Here is a 20084-nt window from a genome sequence, read left to right as displayed (position 1 = left end):
GCCTCGTGACCCGCACCACGACCCTCGAAGGCAAGCGCGCAGCGCGCGGCAGCCCTGTCGACAGGCCAAGACGCATCCGCCACCCTGCCATTCCGTCCATCCCCGTCGCATCCTCTGGCCGATCCGGCACGCACGGGCCATGTCGAGAGCCCCGACACTGGTCCCATGACCACGAACCACTCCGTCAGCCTCGCCGACCGCTCCACCGTCTTCCACTCCTGGTCGGCCCAAGGGGCACTCGCTCCCCTGGCCATCGCCGGCGGCCTCGGCACCACCGTCTGGGACTTCGAGGGCACCGAGTACCTCGACTTCTCCAGCCAGCTCGTCAACGTCAACATCGGCCACCAGCACCCCACAGTGATCGCCGCCATCCAGGAGCAGGCCGCACTCCTCACCACCGTCGCCCCCGCCCACGCCAACGAGACGCGCGCGAAGGCCGCCCAGCTCATCCTCGACCGGGCTCCCGCCGGCTTCGAGAAGGTCTTCTTCACCAACGGCGGTGCGGATGCCAACGAGAACGCCATCCGCATGGCCCGCCTCGTGACCGGCCGCGACAAGGTCATCTCGCACTACCGCTCCTACCACGGCAACACCGGCGCGGCGATCGTGGCCACCGGCGACTGGCGCCGCATGCCCAACGAGTACTCCCGCGGCCATGTGCACGCCTTCGGCCCCTACCTCTATCGCTCCGACTTCTGGGCCACCACCCCGGAGGAGGAGAGCGAGCGCGCCCTCCGCCACCTCGAGCGCGTCATCCAGTCGGAGGGCGCCGACACCGTCGCCGCCATCCTGCTCGAGACCATCCCCGGCACCGCCGGCATCCTCGTTCCGCCGCCCGGCTATCTCGCGGGCGTGCGCTCGCTCGCCGACCGCCACGGCATCCTCCTCATCCTCGACGAGGTCATGGCAGGGTTCGGTCGCACCGGCGAATGGTTCGCCCTCGACGCCTTCGACGTCGTGCCCGACCTCATCACCTTCGCCAAGGGCGTCAACTCGGGCTACGTGCCGGTGGGCGGAGTGCTCATCCCCTCCGCCATCGCACACCACTTCGACGAGCGCGTCTTCCCCGGCGGACTCACCTACTCGGGCCATCCGCTCGCCGCCGCGAGCATCGTGGGCACCCTCACCGCCATGGCCGAGGAGGGGGTGGTCGAGAACGCCCGATCCATCGGTGCGGATGTCATCGGCCCGGCCCTCCGGAGACTGGCCGACTCGCACGAGGTCGTGGGCGAGGTGCGCGGCACCGGCGTGTTCTGGGCGATCGAGCTCGTGGCCGATCGCGACACACGCGCTCCCCTCGACGCCGCCGCCATGGGCGGACTGAAGGGCGAGCTGCTCGGCCGCGGGCTGCTGCCGTTCATCGCCGAGACCCGACTGCACGTGGTGCCGCCCGCCGTCATCTCCGCGGAGGAGGCCACGCGCGGCCTCGCGATCATCGATGAGGCGCTCGCCACGCTCTGAATCAGGTCAGGCGGATGGGGCCCAGGGTGGGGGCCAGGGTGGGGCGGGTTGAATTCGACCCCACCTCAGTGCCCCATCTCAGTGCCCGAGCTCGATGAGCAGCACGCCGCCCACGATGAGCACGATCCCGAACCCCATCAGCCAGGTCAGCGACTCCTTGAAGAGGATGCGGCCGGCTACCGCGGTGAGTGCCACACCCGCCGCGGTCCACGTGCCGTAGGCCGCCGCGAGCGGCACCCCGCTCGCGAGCGTGAGCGCGAGCAGGGTGAACGCGACGAGGTAGCAGACCCCGACCGGCAGGTACCAGATCGACTTGCCGTGCGTCGCCATCCGCAACGACAGCGTGCCCGCGACCTCGAACAGGATCGCGCCCGCCAGCAGCGCCCAGCCCCACCCCATCAGCGCACTGCTCCGCCCGAGCGGCCGGGTGCGGCCGCATCCGCCTTCGTGCTGGCCGCACGCTGCGATCCGATCTCCACCGCCAGCACCCCGGCCATCACCATCGCGATGCCCGCGAGCATGACGGGCGTCAGCGTCTCGCCGAACAGCAGTGCGGCGAGCCCCGCCGTGAGCGCCACCCCGAGTGCTCCCCACACCCCATAGGCCACCCCGAGCGGCATCCCGGCCCGCAGCACGAACGCGAGCAGCACGAACGCCGACGCGTACCCCACCCCCACGACCACGAACCACGCCGGATGCTCGAGCGCCGCCTTCAACGACAGCGACGCCGACACCTCGGTCACGATCGCGCCGGCGAGCAGCACCCACTTCCTCATCCGTCCATCCTGGCAGTCGGCGCACGCGCCCAGCACAGCACTTCGCCACCCGAGCCGTTCACGCGCACACGGTACGATCCCGGCATGACCGACCCCCACGCCACCTCCGCAGCCGCCTCCGCCGCCGCCTCCGAGCCCGTGACGGGCACGCCCGCCTCCACCGAGATGGAGGCACCGATCGTGCTCTTCGTCTGCGTGCACAATGCCGGGCGCTCGCAGATGGCGGCCGGGTTCCTGGCATCCGTCGGTGAAGGGCGGGTCGAGGCCCGATCCGCCGGCAGCGAGCCCGCCGAGGGCATCAACCCGGTGGCCGTGGCGGCGATGGCCGAGGTGGGGATCGACATCACCGCGAACTCCCCCAAGCTGCTGACTCCGGATGCCGTGCGCGCCGCCGACGTGGTCATCACGATGGGCTGCGGCGACGCGTGCCCCATCTTCCCGGGCAAGCGCTACGAGGACTGGGAGCTCGACGACCCGGCGGGCAAGCCGCTCGAGGAGGTCCAGGCCATCCGTGACGACATCGAACGTCGCATCCGCTCGCTCGTCGACGAACTCGTGCCGCGGGTGTGATGAGGCGGCCGACCCCGGCCCCCGCACCGCCGCCCGGGGTCGAGGCCGGCCGGGGCACGGTGCGGGAGGTCTTCGCGGCGTTCCTGCTGCTCGGGGTGACGTCGTTCGGGGGGCCGATCGCGCACCTCGGCTACTTCCGGGCCGAGCTGGTGGGGCGCCGGCGCTGGGTGAGCGACGCGGAGTACTCGGATCTGGTGGCGCTCAGCCAGTTCCTGCCCGGGCCCGCCTCGAGCCAGGTCGGCTTCGGTCTGGGGCTCCACCGCGCCGGACCCCTCGGAGCACTGGCCGCGTTCCTCGCGTTCACCCTGCCGTCGGCGGTGCTGCTCCTGGCGTTCGCCGCGGGGGCCGCCGTCTTCGGCGGCGTCGTGGGCGGTGGCATCCTCGCGGGGCTCACGATCGCCGCGGTGGCCGTGGTGGCCCAGGCCGTGCTCGGGATGAGACGGAGTCTCGCACCCGATCCGGTGCGCGCGTCGATCGCTGTGGTCGCCGCCGTCGTGGCGCTGCTGGCGGCGGGGCCGCTCGGCCAGCTCGATGCGATCGTGCTGGGGGCGGTGGCCGGAGTGCTCCTCTGCCGCGCGGAGCCGGATGTCGAGCCTGGTCGTGCCCCGGGTGCCGGGGTCGCGGCCGGCGCGAGTGCCGGCGCAGGTGCCGGGCCAGCGGCCGGCGCAAGTGCCGGCGCAGGTGCCGGGCCGGCTGCCGGCGCAAGTGCCGGCGCAGGTGCCGGGCCGGCTGCCCCGGACACTCTGTCGGCGAGCGAGCACGGCATCATCCGCTTTCCCGTCGGGCGCGTGGCCGGCGGGGTGTGCCTCGGCCTGTTCATGGTGCTGCTGGCGGGGCTGCCCGTGCTCGCACAGGCGACCGGCTGGGGAGCACTGCAGCTGTTCGACACCTTCTACCGTGCCGGCGCACTCGTGTTCGGCGGCGGGCATGTGGTGCTCCCGCTGCTGCAGGCCGGAGTCGTCGACCCGGGGTGGGTGACCGCCGAGCAGTTCGTCGCCGGCTACGGCGCGGCCCAGGCGGTGCCCGGCCCCCTGTTCACTTTCGCCGCCTACCTCGGCGCGCTGTCGACGGTCGGCCCCGGTGGTGCGGCCGGCGCGACCATCGCCCTCGCCGGCATCTTCGCGCCCGGGTTGCTGCTGCTCGTCGGGGTGATGCCGTTCTGGAACGCCCTCCGCTCCCGCCGCTGGGCCCGCGCACTCCTTCGCGGGACCAACGCCGCCGTGGTCGGCATCCTGGCGGCCGCCCTCTACGACCCGGTGTTCGTGACAGCGATCACGGGCCCGGCTCCCGCCGCCCTCGCCCTGCTCTGTCTCGCACTCCTCCTCGTGTGGCGGGTGCCGGCCTGGGCCGTGGTGGCCGTGGGCGCACTCGGCGGCATCGCACTGGCGCTGGTGGCCTGAGCGGCACGCACCCACAGCCCGCACGCACAGCCCGCACTCACAGCCCGCACGCACGCACACCGCCTCACAGGGCGGGCGGCGTCTCCGACGACTCGATGATGGCGAAACCGCGCCCGCGGAGACGACGACGCTCCTCGGCCAGGTGATCGAGCAGTCGATCCCGCGTGCCGCGACTGTGCGCCACCACGAGAGCGGACGCTCGCCCGGCATCACGTGCCCGCACCGCCGCCACGATCTCGAGGTGCTCGGCCCGAGCCTGAGCGCGCGACTCGGCCGTGCGCACCTCGAGCCACCGCGTGCGACTCAGCCGCGTGAGCGAATCGGCCATCCCCTCGACCAGGAACGGATTCCGCGACAGCCGAGCGAGCGCCAGATGGAAGTCGCCTCCCCGCCGCAGCCCGGCCTCGCCCGAACCGGCAGAGGATTCCTGCGCTTCACCGCGCACGTCGGGCTCGTCGGAGCCCTCGGCCAGCAGCCTCAGCGCCGCGAGCTCGTCGTCGTCGGCGCGCTGCACGGCGAGCCCGACCACCGCCGCCTCGATCACCTCGCGGTACTCCATCACGGCCCGCACCTCGGCCAGATCGATCGGCGTCACCTGCCAGCCACGGCCGGCCCGCCGGGTGAGGCCCTCGTTCTCGAGACGCATCAGGGCGGCCCGGATCGGGGTGCGGGACGCTGCCAGCCGCTCCTCGAGACCTCGCTCGCTCAGCCCCTCACCCGGCAGCAGCTCAAGCGACAGGATCGCGGATCGCAACGACTCGTATGCTCCCGCACTCCCGCCACCCGCGCCGGTGCGTGCGACCCGGTCCCCGTACTCACGAGGAACAGCTCCGGGCTCACGAGGAACAACTCCGGGCTCGAGCGATGCGTTCATTCCATCCCCTTTGGTATACCATTAGCGTATACCACTGAACCCGCCATTGCTCGGAGCGCTGATGAGCACCACGAACACCGCCCCACCGGCGGCGCCCACCGGGGTGCCCGCCGCCGCCTGGCGGATGCTCGCCCTCGGCGTGGCCGCGCAGGCCGCCGGCACGTTCCTCGTGAGCACGCCGGCCTACCTCATCCCGTTCCTGCACGTGCAGCAGGGCATGCCCCTGGCCGAGGCCGGACTGCTCGCCGCCGCTCCCACCTTCGGCATGGTGCTCACTCTCGTGGCCTGGGGCGCCCTCGCCGACCGCTTCGGAGAGCGCTGGGTGATCGCCGGTGGGCTCGCGCTCACGGCAGTGTTCGCCGCGGTGGCCGTGCCGGCCGCTGGGTGGGGATACGCGGCGCTCGGAATCCTGCTGCTGCTCGGCGGAGGCGCCTCGGCGAGCGTGAACGCTGCGAGCGGACGCGTGGTGGTGGGGTGGTTCCCGCGCTCGCGCCGAGGGCTCGCGATGGGCATCCGCCAGATGTCGCAGCCGCTCGGTGTGGCCGTCGCCGCCCTCGTGGTGCCGCCCCTCGCCGAGCAGCACGGCATCGGGGCGCCCCTGCTCGCCGCGGCCGTCGCTCTCGCGGTGCTCGCCCTGGCGTGCGCGATCGGCATCGCCGATCCGCCCCGTCCGGCGAAGACGGGCACCCCGAGCGCCGAGAACACCCCCGCCTCCACGAGCCCCTACCGCCGCAGCCGCTTCCTCGTGCGCATCCACCTCGCCTCCGCCCTGCTCGTGGTGCCGCAGTTCACCCTCTCGACCTTCGGTCTCGTCTGGCTCATCACCGCCCTGCACTGGAACCCCGCCGCCGCAGGCGCCGTCATCGCCCTCTCCCAGTTCGTGGGCGCGTTCGGCCGCATCGCCGTGGGCCATCTGAGCGACCGCGTCGACAGCCGCACCCGCGTGATGCGCTGGGTGGCGGTGAGCGGCGTCGCCGTCATGCTCCTGCTGGCCGCCACGGGCCTGGTGGAGTGGAGCGCCGCCGCCGCGGTGATGCTCGTGATCGCCACCACCGTGAGCGTCGCCGACAACGGTCTCGCGTTCACCGCCGTGGCCGAGGCGGCCGGCCCCCACTGGTCCGGTCGCGCCCTCGGCGTGCAGAACACCGGGCAGTTCATGGCCGCCTCCGTGGTGGGCCCGGCCATCGGCGCCCTCATCACGGTGGCGGGCTATCCGCTCGCCTTCGCACTCGTGGCCCTCACCCCGCTGGCCTCCCTGGCCCTCATCCCCCGCCACGACGAGCACCCGCACGAACCCTGAGTGCTGGTACCGGTACTGACAGAACCCTCCTGCACCCCCGCATCCGGGCGTAGCGTCGCACCCATGACCATCCCCCTCATCACCCTGAACAACGGCGTCGAGCTCCCCGCCATCGGCCTCGGCGTCTTCCAGACCCCACCCGACGAGACCACGGATGCCGTCGAGGCAGCCCTGCAGACCGGCTACCGCCACATCGACACCGCAGCCGCCTACGGCAACGAGCGCGAGGTCGGCGAGGGCATCCGCCGCTCGGGCGTGCCCCGCGACGAGATCTTCGTCGAGACGAAGGTCTGGATCAACGACTTCGGCTACGACTCCGCGCTGCACGCCTTCGACAAGAGCGCCGGCAAGCTCGGCGTCGAGACGATCGATCTGCTCATCCTGCACCAGGCCCTGCCGAGCCGCTTCGACCTCACGATCGCGGCCTATCAGGCGCTCGAGAAGCTCCTGGCCGAGGGCAGGGTGCGCTCCATCGGCGTGAGCAACTTCATGCCAGAGCACCTCGCGGCCCTGCAGGAGCAGACCTCCGTGGTGCCGGCCGTCAACCAGATCGAGCTGCACCCCTACTTCCAGCAGAAGGAGCTGCAGCGCGTGGACGCCGAGCTCGGCATCCTCACCCAGGCCTGGTCGCCGATCGGCGGGATCACCTTCTACCGCGACTCCGAGAAGAGCGCTTTGGAGGATCCGACGATCCTCGGCATCGCCCAGGCACACGGCAAGTCGGCCGCGCAGGTGATGCTGCGCTGGGGCATCCAGGAGGGCCGATCCGTCATCCCGAAGTCGACCAAGCCCGAGCGGATCGCCGAGAACCTCGACGTCTTCGACTTCGAGTTGACCGCCGAGGAGGTCGCCGCGATCGACGCCCTCGACACCGGAACCCGCGGCGGCCCCGAGCCAGAGGCCGTGACGCTGGAGACCTTCAGCCGCGAGATCCCGGAGGCCTGAGCAGCGCGTTCAGCCGGGGCGCTCAGCCCACGTGGTCCCGCCACGAGTGCTTCGGCTCGAACCACAGCATCCGCCGCGCCTTGTCGATGCCGAGCAGCGTCTCGGTGCCGGGAACGGATCGCGTGAACGGCACCTCCGGGAAGAAGCGCGCCGCGATCTCCTCCGACGGCGTGCTGAGCACGGTGTCGGCGGCGGCGATCACGAACGCCTCGAAGCCCGTGAGGGTGCTCTCGAGCGCGAGCCGCACGGCCTGAGCGCCGTCGCGGGCGTCGATGTAGCCCCAGGCGTTCCAGCTGCGCGCGGCCGGGTCGTTCTCGAACGCAGGGAAACCGGCGTAGTCGGTCTCGTCCATGACGTTGGAGAACCGCAGCCCGATGAGCTTGAGGTCGGGGTTCCAGCGGGTGAAGTGCCGCGCCATCTCCTCCTCCACGGCCTTGCCGAGCGAGTAGGTGGTGGAGGGACGCACGGCGAACTCCTCGTCGACCGGGAACGACGGCGGCGGGTTCTCGGCGAAAGGGAGCCCGAGCACGGTCTCGCTCGAGGCCCACACCACATTCGTGATGCCGGCGGCGGCTGCGGCCGCGAAGACGTTGTAGCTCGAGGGCACGTTGTTGGCGAACGTCACCGAGTTCGGCACGAGGCCCGGAGCCGGGACGGCGGCGAGGTGCACCACGGCTTCCACCCGGTCGTAGCGGTCGTCGACGGCGGTGAGGGCCTGCAGCACCTGACCGTAGTCGGCGAGGTCGACCTTGACGAAGAGCGCCCGGGGCTCGGTCGGCAGGGTGCCGGGCCCGAGCGGGCCGGTCTCGGGCGAGGGCAGGCGGTCGAGGTTTACGACGTCGTAGCCGGCGCCGAGCAGCTCCCTCACGACGGCACGGCCGAGCTTGCCGCTTCCTCCGGTGACGACGACACGGGACATGGGCGACTCCTTCTTCGGATGAGGGGTGACCTCCCCACCCTAGGCTGACAGCATGCTGATCGCCGCCGCCGTCTTCACGGCCCTCGCCGCCCTCGTGCACGTCTACATCTTCGTGCTCGAGAGCATCCGGTGGCGCCAGCCCGCCACCTGGAAGATCTTCGGCATCCCGAGCCAGGCCGACGCCGACACGACCGCGCCGCTCGCCTACAACCAGGGCTTCTACAACCTCTTCCTGGCCGTCGGCGCTCTCGTGGGCCTGGTGCTGCTGTTCACCGAGGCACGGGAGGCCGGTTACGCCCTGGCCCTGCTCAGCACCGGATCGATGCTCGCCGCGGCCGCTGTGCTGCTGAGCACCGGCCGCTCGCGCCTGCGCTCGGCCGCCGTGCAGGGCACGTTCCCGCTGCTCGCGGTGGTGCTGCTGCTGCTCTCGCTCACGGTCTAGCCGCCTCCGAGCCCGCGGCCGCGCAGGCTCTACCGCGCGCTGAACCCGCCGTCGGCGAGCTGGATGCTGCCGGTCACGAATGACGCACCGTCCGACAGCAGGAACACCACGACATCGGCGATCTCCTCCGGTGCGGCCACCCGGCCGAGCGGATGCGACGCCGCGATCGGGCCCCACGCCTCCTCATCGAGATGGTCGAGCAGCGGCGTGCGCACGTAGCCGGGGGCCACGGCGTTCACCCGCACCCCCGCCTCGGCCACCTCGAGCGCCGCGGTCTTGGTGAGCCCGGCGATGCCGTGCTTGCTCGAGTTGTAGCCCGAGGTCATGGCCTGCCCGTTCACCGAGGTGATCGAGCCGATGTTGACGATGGCACCCGAACCCTGCGCGATCATCGGCGGCAGCTGGCTGCGGAGCGCGTAGTAGGTGCCGAGGAGGTTGACCTCGATCACCCGGCGCCAGGCATCCGGATCGCTGTCGACGATCGAGGCGTACTCGCCCGTGATGCCGGCGTTGTTCACCGCCAGATCGAGCCGCCCGAACTCGTCCAGCGCACGCTGCACGAGCGCCTCGGCCTGCGCGAGCTCGGCGATGTCCGAGGCCACGCCCACGGCGGTGCCGCCCTGCGCCGAGATCTCCGCGGCCACCGCCTCGGCGGCCTCCGCCCGGATGTCGGCGACGACCACCCGGGCGCCGCCCGCCGCGAGCTTCCGCGCCGTCGCCGCCCCGATCCCCGAACCTGCCCCGGTCACGATCGCGGCGCGTCCCTCGAATTCAGCCATGCTCCATCATGCCCGGCGCCGCGCTCATCCGCGCGAGCGCTATTTCTTGCTGCGGTTGGCGAAACGCTGCTGGAGCATGACGGCGGCGACGATGATGACGCCTTTGGCGATGTTCTGCACCGAGGTGGAGAGGTTGTTCTGGGTGAAGACGTTGGTGAGGGTGGAGAAGATCATGACGCCGAGGACGGTGCCCATGATGGTGCCGCGGCCGCCGATGAGGAGGGTTCCGCCGACGACGACGGCGGCGATGGCGTCGAGTTCGTAGAGGGTGCCGTGGGTGGAGGTGCCGGCGGTGGTGCGGGCGAGCATCATGACGGCGGCGATTCCGGCGGTGAGGCCGGAGAGGATGTAGACGTACATGAGGTGCCGTTTGACCTTGATGCCGGCCAGGCGGGCGGCTTCGAGGTTGCCGCCGATGGCGACGGTGCGGCGGCCGAAGGTGGTGCGGTTGAGGATGAACCAGCCGGCGGCGACGACGACGACGAAGATCCAGACGAGGATGGGGACGCCGATGAGTTCGCCACGCATGGCGGAGAGGAAGCCGGGCTCGATGACGATCTGGGTGGTGCGGTTGGCGAGCACTTCGGCGAGCCCTCGGGCGGCGACGAGCATGGCGAGGGTGGCGATGAAGGCCACCACGTTGCCGTAGGCGATGACGATGCCGTTGATCAGACCCGCCAATCCGCCGACCGCGATCGCGACGATGACCATGACGATCCAGTTGGTGGAGGTCGCGAACTGCTGCACCCAGGAGAGGGTGGCGACCACGGAGGCGAGTCCGAGGACGGAGCCGACGGAGAGGTCGATGCCTCCGGCGGTGATGACGAAGGTCATGCCGATGCTGATCACGCCGATGATCGACGCGAACCGGATGATCGTGAGGATGTTGTCGAAGCTCGCGAACCGGTCGCCCGCGGTGATCGTGCCGATCACGAACAGGGCGAGAAGCGCGATGATGAGGCCGAGGCTGCGGCCCGCCGACCCGCCCAGAGCGCGGCTGAGCACCGAGCGCTTGTCGCCGGCGTGGGGGCTTACGGTCTGAGTGCTCACGCGGCACTTCCCTTCATGACGAGGTCGAGCACGTCGTGCTCTTCGATGGCCGAGGCGGCGCTTTCGTGGATGATGCGGCCGTCGGCGACCACGAGCACGCGGTCGGAGAGGCCGAGGACCTCTTCGATCTCGCTCGAGATCACGACGATGGCGGTGCCCTGGGCGGCCAGGGCGCGGATGAGCGAATAGATCTCGGCGCGAGCGCCCACGTCGACGCCGCGGGTGGGCTCGTCGAGCAGCAGGATGCGGGTGCCGTGCACGAGCCAGCGGGCGAGCAGGATCTTCTGCTGGTTGCCGCCCGAGAGGGTGCGGGCGGGGCGATCCGGGTCGGCGGGCCGGAGTTCGAGCGCCTCGAGCTGCGCCCGGGCCTCCTGCCGCTCGGCGCGCTCGTTGAGCACGCCTCCCCTGGCCCAGCGGGTGAAGCTCGCGAGGGTGACGTTGCGGTAGACGGGCTCGTCGAGGATGAGCCCCTGGCTCTTGCGCTCCTCGGGGGAGAGGCCCATGCCCGCGTGCACGCCGGCCCGCACGGAGCCGGGCGTCAGCGGTCTGCCCTCCACGAGCACCCGTCCGGCACTCGCCTTGCGCGCGCCGTAGACGGTCTCGACGATCTCGGAGCGGCCGGATCCCACGAGCCCGGCGAGACCGACGATCTCGCCCGCGCGCACCTGGAAGTCGACGCCCTCGAAGACCCCGGAGAGCGCAAGGCCCTCCACGGAGAGCAGCACAGGCGCGTCGTCGGCGACGGGCACCCGCGGCGGGAACACGTTGTCGACCGTGCGGCCGGTCATCAGCTCGATCAGCTCCTTGGTGGGCGTCTCGGCGACGGGGAGGTTCGTGGCCATGGTCCGGCCGTCCTTGATGACCGTGATCCGGTCGCCGATCTCGCGGATCTCCTCGAGCCGGTGCGAGATGTAGATGACGGCGATCCCGGCCTTCGTGAGCTCGCGCACCACTCGGAAGAGGTTCTTGACCTCCTCGGAGTCGAGCACCGCTGAGGGCTCGTCCATGATGATGAGCTTCGCGTCGTGCGAGAGCGCGCGGCCCATGCTCACGATCTGCTTGTTGGCGGCGGAGAGCGTGCCGACCTCGCGGCCGGGTCCGATCTGCGGGTGGCCGAGCCGCGCCATGATCTCGGCGGCCTCGCGGGCGGTGCGCCGCCGATCGGTCACGCCGGCACGGTCGTGCTCGTGGCCGAGGAAGATGTTCTCCGCCACGCTCAGGCCGTCGACCACGTCGAGCTCCTGGTACATCGTGGCGATGCCGATCCGGATCGCGGTGACGGGATCGGAGATGGCGACGGTCTCCCCCTGCCACAGGATCTCGCCCTCGTCGGGCTGGTTGATGCCCGAGAGCGTCTTGATGAGTGTGGACTTGCCTGCCCCGTTCTGCCCGAGCACGCAATGCACCTCGCCCGGAACGACGGTGAGGTCCACTCCGGCGAGCGCCCTGGTGCCCGAGAAGGACTTCGTCAGGCCCCGCACCTCGAGTAATGACGTTGAATGGTCGACTTTGATCACAACATCAACATAACAGATCCGATCACTCACGGCTTATGTCGATCGACATAAATAAGTTGAGACACCACGAGAGAACTTCTGTTACAGTTTCGATCGTCAGAGTGGACCGCAGGACTGCTGCACCGAAGAGGTGCTGCTCCGGATCCGTTCGGACATCCCAGCAGCACACAGTCCAGGAGGAATAGATGCGCACTTCACACAAGCTCTGGCCACGGCTGGCCCTCGCGTCCGGCGCGACGGTGGCCACGCTCGCGCTGATCACCGGTTGCACGGCCGGCAGCACCACCCCCGACAGCTCCTCGGCCCCTGCCGAGACCAGCGCCGGCGAGGAGACCACCGGGGGTTCGACCGGCGGCACCATCCGCATCGGCTTCTCCGGCCCCGCGGCCGACCACGGTTGGCTCGGCGCCATCAACACCGCCGCGATCGCCGAGGCCGAGAAGTTCGACGACGTCGAACTCATCGTCGCCGAAGGCACCAACGACGCCAACCTGCAGATCAGTCAGGTCGAGACCTTCATCAACGACGGCGTCGACGCCATCGTGCTGCTCCCCACCGACGGAGCCGCCCTCACCGACGTCGCGATCCAGGCCATGGAGGCCGGCATCCCCGTCATCAACGTCGACCGCGAGTTCTCCAGCACCTTCGCCGCCCGCACCACCATCCTCGGCGACAACTACGGCATGGGCGTCTCGGCCGGCACCTACATCTGCGAGCAGCTCGAGGGCCAGGACGACGCCGTCGTCGCCGAGATCGCCGGCATCGACTCCCTCCCCCTCACCCAGGACCGCAGCCAGGGCTTCGAAGACGCCCTCGACGACTGCGGCCTCGAGGTCTCCAACCGCGTCGCCGCCGACTTCACCGTCCAGGGCGGCGAGGCAGCCGCCTCGCAGCTGCTCTCCGCGGCACCGAAGATCGACGCTCTCTGGAACCACGACGACGACCAGGGCGTCGGCGTGCTCGCCGCGATCGACGCCGCCGGACGCGACGAGTTCTTCATGGTCGGCGGCGCCGGATCCGCGAACGTCATGCGGGCCATCCAGGCTGACGACTCCGTGCTGAAGGCCACCGTCATCTACCCCTCCACGCAGGCCGCCGACGGCATCAGCCTGGCCCGCCTGATCGTGCAGAACGAGGGCATGGAAGAACTCGTCGAGAACTCCGTCCCCCGCAAGATCCAGCTGTTCGCGCCCGTCGTCACGAAGGAGAACGTGGAGGTCTACCTCCCCAGCGCCTTCGAGTCGTAGAGACCCGACTCCTGGAATCGAAGCGGGGCCGGCCGCACGGACGGCCCCGCTTCACCCTCCGCCACCCCCGCACGCCGCTCGGCGCGCGTAGAGAAAGCAAGAGAACGTGACTCGAACCTCCCCCGGTCTCCGCGTCGCCATGGTCGGCAACGGCTTCATGGGCGCCGCCCACTCGCAAGCCTGGCGGGTCGCCGGACGCTTCTTCGATCTGCCTCGGCAGCCCGAGATGACCGTCGTGGTCGGCCGTGACGCCGACCGGGCCGCCGACGCCGCCGCGAAGTGGGGCTGGGAGGAGTCCTCCGCCGACTGGCGCGAGGTCATCGCACGCGACGACATCGACCTCGTCGACATCGTCACCCCCGGGTTCTCGCACGCCGAGATCGCCATCGCCGCCCTCGAGGCCGGCAAGCACGTGCTCTGCGAGAAGCCCCTCGCCAACACCGTCGCCGAGGCCGAGCGCATGGCCGAGGCTGCGCGGCGCGCCGCCGCCTCCGGTGTCTACGCCATGGTCGGCTTCACCTACCGCCGGGTGCCCGCCGCGGCCCTCGCCCGCGACCTCATCGCCGCCGGCCGCATCGGCACCGTGCGCCAGCTGAGCGTGAGCTACCTGCAGGACTGGCTCGCCGACGAGAACGCGCCCTTCACCTGGCGCCTCGACAAGGAGCAGGCCGGATCCGGCGCCCTCGGCGACATCGGCGCCCACGCCATCGACCTGGCCCAGTTCATCACCGGCCGTTCGCTCGTGTCGGTCAGCGGCACCCTCGAGACACTCGTCTCCGAACGCCCCGTGCTCGTGGAGGCGCAGGGCCTCTCGGGCACCGCCGGGGAGGAGAAGCAGACGGTGACCGTCGACGACCGAGCCCTCTTCACCGGCCGCTTCGACGACGGCGTGCTCGGCGCCTTCGAGGCCAGCCGCTTCAGCACAGGCCGCAAGAACGCCCTGCGCTTCGAGGTCTCCGGCAGCCTGGGCGCCCTGTCCTTCGATCTGGAGGACCTCAACTCGCTGCAGCTGTTCGACGCGACGGCCGATCCGCTCACCCAGGGCTTCACGAAGATCATCGTGACCGAGCCCGGGCATCCCTACCTCGACGCCTGGTGGCCGGCCGGTCATGCACTCGGCTACGAGCACGGGTTCTCGCACCAGGTGCGCGACCTCGTCACGGCCATCGCCGCGGGCGAGCAGCCGACCCCCTCGTTCGACGACGGCCTGCAGGTGCAGCGGGCCCTCGACGCCGTAGAGCGCAGCTCCGATGCGGGCAGCGCGTGGAAGGAGATCTCATGAGCCGCCCCGTCACCCTGTTCACCGGTCAGTGGGCCGATCTGCCCCTCGAGGAGGTCGCGCGACTGGCCTCCGGGTGGGGCTACGACGGCCTCGAGCTCGCCTGCTGGGGCGACCACCTCGATCCCTGGCGGTGGGACGAGCCCGGCTACGTCGACAGCAAGCTCGCGCTGCTCCAGAAGTACGGGCTGAAGGTCTACGCGATCTCGAACCACCTCAAGGGCCAGGCCGTCTGCGACGACCCCATCGACGCACGGCACCGCGACATCCTCTCCGACCGCGTGTGGGGCGACGGCGACCCCGAAGGCGTGCGTCAGCGCGCCGCCGAGGAGATGAAGCACACCGCCCGCCTCGCCGCGGCCCTCGGCGTCGACACCGTCGTCGGGTTCACCGGATCCAGCATCTGGAAGTACGTGGCCATGTTCCCGCCGGTCTCCCAGGAGCTCGTCGACGCCGGCTACCAGGACTTCGCCGACAGGTGGAACCCCATCCTCGACGTCTTCGACGAGGTCGGCGTCCGGTTCGCCCACGAAGTCCACCCCTCCGAGATCGCCTACGACTACTGGACCACCCAGCGCACCCTCGAAGCCATCGGCCACCGGAAGGCGTTCGGCCTGAACTGGGACCCCTCGCACTTCGTCTGGCAGGAGCTCGACCCCGTCGACTTCATCCTCGAACACGCCGACCGCATCTACCACGTCGACTGCAAAGACGTGAAGATGAACACCGGCAACGGCCGCAACGGCCGCCTCGGCTCCCACCTCGCCTGGGCCGACCTCCGTCGCGGCTGGGACTTCGTCTCGACCGGACACGGCGACGTCCCCTGGGAGAAGTCCTTCCGCGCCCTCAACGCGATCGGCTACACCGGCCCGATCTCCGTCGAGTGGGAGGACGCCGGCATGGACCGCCTCGTCGGCGCACCCGAAGCGCTCGCGTTCGTGCGCGCCCTCGCCTTCGACGCCCCCACGGCCGCCTTCGACGCCGCCCTCAGCACCCGCTGAGCGCGGGTCGTCCTCAGTCGCCCAGGGCGGCCACCATGGCGTCGACGCGCTCGGGCGAGAGGGCGAACTGGATGGCCATGACGCTCGCGCCTGCGATGGCCGCGTTCGCGCCGATCCGGGACTGCGTGATGTCGAGGTGCTGGGTGGCGAAGGGCGTGGCCCGCGTGTAGATGGCTTCACGCACGCCCGCGATGAGGAACTCCCCCGCAGCCGCGAGTGCCCCGCCGATCACGATGGTCGACGGGTTCATGAGGCTCACGCACGTGGTGAGCACCTCGCCGAGGTCGCGACCGGCCTGGCGGACGGCCTGGATGGCGTCGATGTCGCCTTGACGAACGAGCGCCACGATGTCGCCGCTCGAGGTGGTCTCGATGCCGAGAGCCCGCGAGATGGCGGCACCCGAGGCGAGCGCCTCGAGGCAGCCGCGGTTGCCGCAGCGGCAGAACACGTCGGCGCCGCGCGAGACGTAGACGTGGCCGAGGTCGCCCGCCGTGCCCTGCGCTCCGCGCTGCAGCACGCCACCCGAGATGACCCCCGCTCCGATGCCGGTCGCGACCTTCACGAACATGAGGTCGTCGACACCGCTCCAGGCGAGCTCCCGCTCGCCGAGCGCCATGATGTTCACGTCGTTGTCGACGAGCACGGGCACGCCGAAGTGGCGGCCGAGGGCACCGCCCACGTCGTAGCGGTCCCAGCCGGGCATGATCGGTGGATTGATCGGGCGGCCCGAGGCGTGCTCGACGGGACCGGGCAGACCGACCCCCACGGCGATGAGGGCGGCGGACCCGCCCGCGGCCGCCCCGCCGGTCGTCGACTCGCCGGACGGGGCCAGGAGCTCCGAGCCCATCGTCATGACGTGCTCGAGCACCACGACCGGGCCGCGGGCGATGTCGATGAGCTCCGAGCGCTCGTCGATCACGGTCCCGGCGAGATCGGTGAGGGCCACCCGCACGTGCGAGGCGCCGACGTCGACGCCGAGCACCGAGTGACCCGTGACGTTGAGCGCGAACTGTGTCGAGGGCCGACCGCCCGTGGAGATGGCGTCGTTGACCGGGCGCAGCAGTCCGAGCTTCATGAGCGCGTCGATCCGCAGCGCCACGGTCGAGCGGGCGAGGCCCGTGATCGAGGCCAGTTCGGAGCGCGTGCGGGCCTGGCCGTCGCGCATGATCTGGAAGAGATCGCTCGAACTGGACGCGTTGGGAACCTTCGAGGGCTCACTTATGTCGATCACTGTGCGATCTTATCGCACCGGTCGACTCAACGAGCGGCGAGCGCGCGCTTCTCCCGCCGATCCCGACGGCGCTCGAGGCCGCCCTCGTAGAGGTTGTAGATCACCGGGAGCACGATGAGGGTCAGCAGAGTCGACGACACGAGACCGCCGATCACGATGATGGCGAGCGGCTGCGAGATGAAGCCGCCGTGGCCGGTGAGCCCGATGGCCATCGGCAGCAGGGCGAAGATGGTCGCGAGCGCCGTCATGAGGATGGGCCGGAGCCGGCGGCTGGCGCCCTCGATCAGCGCCTCCCGCACGGGCAGTCCCCTCCCCCGGTACTGGTTCACGAGGTCGACGAGCACGATGGCGTTCGTCACCACGATGCCCACGAGCATGAGCGCGCCGATGATCGAGGGCACGCCGAGCGGGATGCCGGAGATCACCTGCAGGCCGATGGCGCCGGTGGCGGCGAACGGGATCGAGACGAGCAGCAGCACGGGCTGCACGAGGCTCTTGAAGGTGGCCACCATCACGACATAGACGATGAGGATGGCCACGAGCACCGCGAGGCCGAGCTGCCCGAAGGCATCCGACTGGTCGGTGACGACGCCGCCCACCTCGGCGGTCGCGCCGGCCGGCAGCTCGACCTCCTCGAGCGCCGTCTGCACCTCGGCGCTCGCGGTGCCGAGGTCGTCGCTCTCGGGCGTGACCGAGACCGTGGCGGTGCGGATGCCGCGCACCGTCGTGATGCTCGCGGGGCCGTCGACCACTCCCACGGTCGCGAGCGAGTCGAGCCGCACGGGCCCCGCCGCGGTCGGGATGGCGAGGGCGGCGAGCGCCTCCTGCGTGGTGGGCGGATCGGAGGCGGCGATGTAGATCGTGTAGTTGGTGTCGTCGATCACGATCGAGCCCACGGTGGTGGGCTGCATGGCCTGGGAGACCAGGCCGCCGACGGCCACCTCGCTGAGCCCGGCGGCCGCTGCGGCGGCGCGGTCGACAGCCACCTGCACGTAGGGGCGCGACTCGGTGAGGCTGCTCGTGGCCTGCGCCACAGCATCCAGACCCTGCATGGAGTCGAGCACGGCCGAGGCCGCCGTGGCGAGGTCGGCCTGGTTCGCGGCCGAGACGTCGACGGCGATGTCGCTCGAGCCGCCGAAGCCCGCCGAGGAGGAGACCTGGATGTCGCCGACGTCCGGTATGGCCTCGAGGTCGCTCCGCACGGTGGACTGGAGCGCCTCCTGGTCGACGTCCTCGTCGGTCGTGATGTTGTAGGTGATCGCGCTGTCTCCACCGCCCGCGAAGGCATCCCGCAGCGAGCTGCCGCTCGAGCCGATGGTCAGCTGCACCGTCTCGATGCCCTCGATGCCGTCGAGAGCCGCCTCCACCTCGTTCGAGGCGGCGGCCTGGGCGTCGAGGCTCGAGCCGACAGGAACGGTCTGCGTGACCGTGAAGGTGTTCTGGCCGCTGTCACCGAGGAAGTTGGTCTTCATGAGCAGGGTCAGGGGCAGGGTGCCGAGGAGCACCACGACGGCGATGAGGATCGTCGCGACGGAGTGCTTCAAGGTCCAGGCGATGATCGGGAGGTAGCGGCGCTGGAGGGCCGTGGGCGGCTCGTCGTCGAGGGAACCTGCCCCCGGCACCTCGGGCACCGCGGCGTGGGCGTGCACGACCTTGCGCTTGGGCGGGCGCACGAACCAGTAGGCGAGCACCGGCACGATCGTGAGCGCCACGAGGAGCGACGCGAGCAGCGCGATGGTCACGGTGAGCGCGAACGGCCGGAACAGCTCGCCCGTCATGTCGCTGACGAAGGCGAGCGGCAGGAACACCGCCACCGTGGTCAAGGTCGACGCGGTGATGGCGCCGCCCACCTCGCGCACCGCCTCCACGATGACCGTGGCGCGGGCCGAGGCGGACTCCTTCGGCGTGAGCTGCCGCCCCGCGAGGGAGGCGAGGTGCCGCTTGATGTTCTCGATCACCACGATGGAGTCGTCGACCACGCGGCCGATCGCGATCGTGAGGGCGCCGAGCGTGATGATGTTGAGCGTGTAGTTCGCCGCCTGCAGCCCGAGGAACGTGATGAGCACCGAGGTGGGGATGGAGATGGCGGTGACGAGCGTCGAGCGGATCGACAGCAGGAAGAGGAACACCACCACGATGGCGAAGAAGAGCCCGAGCAGACCCTCGGTGGCGAGCGCCTCGATCGACTGCTGGATGAACGGCGCCTGATCGAACACGATGGTGAAGGTGGCGCCCGGCAGAGCCGACTCGAGCTGGGGCAGCAGGTCGCGCACCGCCTGGGAGACCTCGACGGTGTTGGCCGCGGGCACCTTGGTGACCGAGATCGTGAGGGCGTCCTCGCCGTTCACCCGCGAGATGGAGGTCACCGGGTCGTCGACGAGCTCCACGGTGGCCACCTGCCCGATGGTCACGACGGTGCCGTCCGGATTGACCGCCGGCAGGGGCAGGCCCTGGATGTCCTCCACCGAGCCGAGTTTCGAGCCGGCCTGCACGGCGTAGCTCTGCCCGTTCTCGGTGAGCGTGCCGGCCGGGATGAGGAGTCCGTTGTCCTCCACCGCGTCGCCGATCGCGGACGGCGAGAGACCCACCGCGGCGAGCCCCTCGTTCGAGGGCGTGATGGTGACGCGCTGGCCGACCTGGCCGAGCACCTCGGCGGCGCGCACCCCGTCGAGCTCCTCGAGGTCGGGCACCGCCGAGGTCTCGAGCTGCTGGGCGAGTGTCTTCGTGTCCTCACCGGAGACCGCGATCGAGATGATGGGCAGGTCGTCGATGCTGCCGCTCAGCACCTGGGTGTCGAGGTCCTCCGGCAGGGTCGACGAGATGCGGTTGATGGCCTGGGTGATCTTCTGCTCGGCCGTGGCGAGATCGGTGCCGTAGGTGAAGGTGGCCGAGATGATCGAGAGGTTGGTGGCGCTCGTGGCGCTCGTCGTCTCGATCCCCTCCACCCCCTGGATGGCGGTCTCGATGGGCGTCGACACCTCGTCGTTGACCACCTCCGGGCTCGCCCCGGGGTAGGGCGTGAGGATGGCCAGCTGCGGGAACTCGATCGAGGGGATGAGCTCCTGCTTGAGGTTCGTGAGCGCGAGGGAGCCGAAGACGGCGACCACCACGGTGACGAGCGCGATGAGCGCCCGGTTCTTCATGCTGAGGACGGCGAGGAAGTGCACGAGGAGTCTCTCTGTCGGCCGGGCGGGACAAGCGTCTAGGAGGCTTAACTATCTCATTGCACGACTCCCGCCTCGCGCGGCGAACACCCAGCACCTCCGGGTTATGCTTCACCTGTCGAGTTCAAG

General features: G+C 70.6%; 18 protein-coding genes. 9 read left to right on the top strand and 9 right to left on the bottom strand.

All coding sequences use genetic code 11. From position 1 onward, the window contains the following. Positions 1-165 precede the first annotated feature (165 nt). Entirely contained in the window at positions 166-1461 is a 1296-nt protein-coding gene (locus N1028_RS18380) for an aspartate aminotransferase family protein (RefSeq protein ID WP_259530930.1), read from the top strand. A gap of 78 nt (positions 1462-1539) precedes the next feature. Here the strand turns inward: N1028_RS18380 and N1028_RS18375 are convergent, their stop codons facing one another. Both N1028_RS18375 and N1028_RS18370 read right to left on the bottom strand, forming a co-directional pair. After that, positions 1540-1860, bottom strand: coding sequence for a DMT family transporter (locus N1028_RS18375; protein ID WP_259530928.1), 321 nt, complete (start codon positions 1858-1860; stop codon positions 1540-1542). Beyond that, entirely contained in the window at positions 1860-2237 is a 378-nt protein-coding gene (locus N1028_RS18370; protein ID WP_259530927.1) for a DMT family transporter, read from the bottom strand. Before N1028_RS18370 ends, N1028_RS18375 begins: the two co-directional genes overlap by 1 nt. 165 nt (positions 2238-2402) lie before the next feature. On the opposite strand from N1028_RS18370, the gene N1028_RS18365 reads away from it, so the two are divergent. Both N1028_RS18365 and N1028_RS18360 read left to right on the top strand, forming a co-directional pair. Beyond that, the gene (locus N1028_RS18365; RefSeq protein WP_259530935.1) at positions 2403-2807 is read left to right on the top strand and encodes an arsenate reductase ArsC; all 405 of its coding nucleotides are present in this window, start codon (positions 2403-2405) and stop codon (positions 2805-2807) included. Next, positions 2807-4207 carry a chromate transporter gene (locus tag N1028_RS18360; RefSeq protein WP_259530926.1) on the top strand — a complete coding sequence of 467 codons (1401 nt, stop codon included), beginning with the start codon at positions 2807-2809 and terminating at the stop codon, positions 4205-4207. Before N1028_RS18365 ends, N1028_RS18360 begins: the two co-directional genes overlap by 1 nt. Positions 4208-4271: 64 nt before the next feature. On the opposite strand, the gene N1028_RS18355 is transcribed toward N1028_RS18360, so the two are convergent. After that, positions 4272-4961, bottom strand: a complete 690-nt coding sequence (locus tag N1028_RS18355; RefSeq protein WP_375163452.1) for a GntR family transcriptional regulator — start codon at positions 4959-4961, stop codon at positions 4272-4274. A gap of 181 nt (positions 4962-5142) precedes the next feature. On the opposite strand from N1028_RS18355, the gene N1028_RS18350 reads away from it, so the two are divergent. Further along, on the top strand, positions 5143-6381 hold the full coding sequence (locus N1028_RS18350; RefSeq protein WP_259530924.1) for an MFS transporter: 1239 nt from the start codon (positions 5143-5145) through the stop codon (positions 6379-6381). A gap of 63 nt (positions 6382-6444) precedes the next feature. Next, positions 6445-7326: an aldo/keto reductase gene (locus N1028_RS18345; protein WP_259530923.1), complete on the top strand. Its 882-nt coding sequence runs from the start codon at positions 6445-6447 to the stop codon at positions 7324-7326. Positions 7327-7348: 22 nt separating this feature from the next. Here N1028_RS18345 and N1028_RS18340 read toward each other — a convergent pair whose 3' ends face one another. Further along, complete coding sequence (locus N1028_RS18340) at positions 7349-8245, bottom strand: NAD-dependent epimerase/dehydratase family protein (RefSeq protein WP_259530922.1); 897 nt, start codon at positions 8243-8245, stop codon at positions 7349-7351. A gap of 52 nt (positions 8246-8297) precedes the next feature. Between N1028_RS18340 and N1028_RS18335 the strand changes: the two genes are divergently transcribed. Then, a complete protein-coding gene (locus N1028_RS18335) occupies positions 8298-8687 on the top strand; it encodes a DUF1304 domain-containing protein (protein ID WP_259530921.1) in 390 nt (129 codons plus the stop codon). Between the two features lie 29 nt (positions 8688-8716). Here N1028_RS18335 and N1028_RS18330 read toward each other — a convergent pair whose 3' ends face one another. Genes N1028_RS18330 through N1028_RS18320 form a run of 3 tightly spaced genes read right to left on the bottom strand, consistent with a single transcriptional unit; the run spans position 8717 to position 11988 of the window. Continuing rightward, on the bottom strand, positions 8717-9466 hold the full coding sequence (locus N1028_RS18330; protein ID WP_259530920.1) for an SDR family NAD(P)-dependent oxidoreductase: 750 nt from the start codon (positions 9464-9466) through the stop codon (positions 8717-8719). Between the two features lie 39 nt (positions 9467-9505). Further along, positions 9506-10516 (bottom strand): ABC transporter permease, encoded by a 1011-nt coding sequence (locus N1028_RS18325; protein WP_259530919.1) that lies wholly within the window; start codon positions 10514-10516, stop codon positions 9506-9508. After that, positions 10513-11988 (bottom strand): sugar ABC transporter ATP-binding protein, encoded by a 1476-nt coding sequence (locus N1028_RS18320; protein WP_259530934.1) that lies wholly within the window; start codon positions 11986-11988, stop codon positions 10513-10515. Before N1028_RS18320 ends, N1028_RS18325 begins: the two co-directional genes overlap by 4 nt. Positions 11989-12218: 230 nt before the next feature. On the opposite strand from N1028_RS18320, the gene N1028_RS18315 reads away from it, so the two are divergent. From N1028_RS18315 to N1028_RS18305, 3 genes are all read left to right on the top strand, one after another. Further along, complete coding sequence (locus N1028_RS18315) at positions 12219-13280, top strand: substrate-binding domain-containing protein (protein ID WP_259530917.1); 1062 nt, start codon at positions 12219-12221, stop codon at positions 13278-13280. 139 nt (positions 13281-13419) lie between these two features. Continuing rightward, positions 13420-14562, top strand: a complete 1143-nt coding sequence (locus tag N1028_RS18310; RefSeq protein WP_259530933.1) for a Gfo/Idh/MocA family protein — start codon at positions 13420-13422, stop codon at positions 14560-14562. Continuing rightward, positions 14559-15560, top strand: coding sequence for a sugar phosphate isomerase/epimerase family protein (locus N1028_RS18305; protein WP_259530916.1), 1002 nt, complete (start codon positions 14559-14561; stop codon positions 15558-15560). The genes N1028_RS18310 and N1028_RS18305 overlap by 4 nt, the downstream gene beginning before the upstream one ends. Positions 15561-15573: 13 nt before the next feature. Here the strand turns inward: N1028_RS18305 and N1028_RS18300 are convergent, their stop codons facing one another. Together N1028_RS18300 and N1028_RS18295 are read right to left on the bottom strand one after the other, a co-directional pair. Beyond that, entirely contained in the window at positions 15574-16725 is a 1152-nt protein-coding gene (locus N1028_RS18300) for an ROK family protein (RefSeq protein ID WP_259530932.1), read from the bottom strand. 92 nt (positions 16726-16817) lie between these two features. After that, on the bottom strand, positions 16818-19958 hold the full coding sequence (locus N1028_RS18295) for an efflux RND transporter permease subunit (RefSeq protein WP_259530915.1): 3141 nt from the start codon (positions 19956-19958) through the stop codon (positions 16818-16820). Positions 19959-20084 lie beyond the last annotated feature (126 nt).

This window comes from Herbiconiux oxytropis (genome assembly GCF_024979315.1).
GTDB classification, from domain to species: Bacteria; Actinomycetota; Actinomycetes; order Actinomycetales; family Microbacteriaceae; genus Herbiconiux; species Herbiconiux oxytropis.
The sequence above is the reverse complement of the archived record's forward strand: the minus strand, read 5'-3'. Positions and strand labels throughout refer to the sequence as shown.